Annotated in this window: 1 pseudogene; it reads left to right on the top strand. The window is 64.2% G+C overall.

Annotated features, from left to right (window positions below):
• Window positions 1–282: pseudogene (locus FS767_RS21950) on the top strand (hypothetical protein); the annotation flags it as partial.
• Between the last annotated feature and the right edge of the window lie 31 nt (window positions 283–313).

Genomic DNA, 313 nt, shown 5'->3' with positions numbered 1-313 from the left:
CCGGTGATAGGCAACCTGATGTCCAACACCCTGATCTTCATCGCCGGCCTGTCGCTGTCGATCTGGGTCGCGGTGGCGGCGCTGGGCTACCTGATCGCCATCCACAAGCTGGAATATTTCCTCAACGCCCGCATCGTCGGCGGCCAGATCAGAGCCCGCTCCTGGGAATTGCTGGTGGCCATGCTGGTGTTCGAGGCGGCCTTCGGCCTGCCCGGGCTGGTGGCGGCGCCGGTGTACTACGCCTACCTCAAGAGCGAGTTGAAGGCGGAAGGGCTGGTCTAGCGATGACGCTCGTCTATCGGCAGGCCGGACT

Source organism: Pseudomonas sp. DE0010, assembly GCF_007680745.1.
Lineage (GTDB): Bacteria > Pseudomonadota > Gammaproteobacteria > Pseudomonadales > Pseudomonadaceae > Aquipseudomonas > Aquipseudomonas parafulva_B.
The sequence above is the reverse complement of the archived record's forward strand: the minus strand, read 5'-3'. Positions and strand labels throughout refer to the sequence as shown.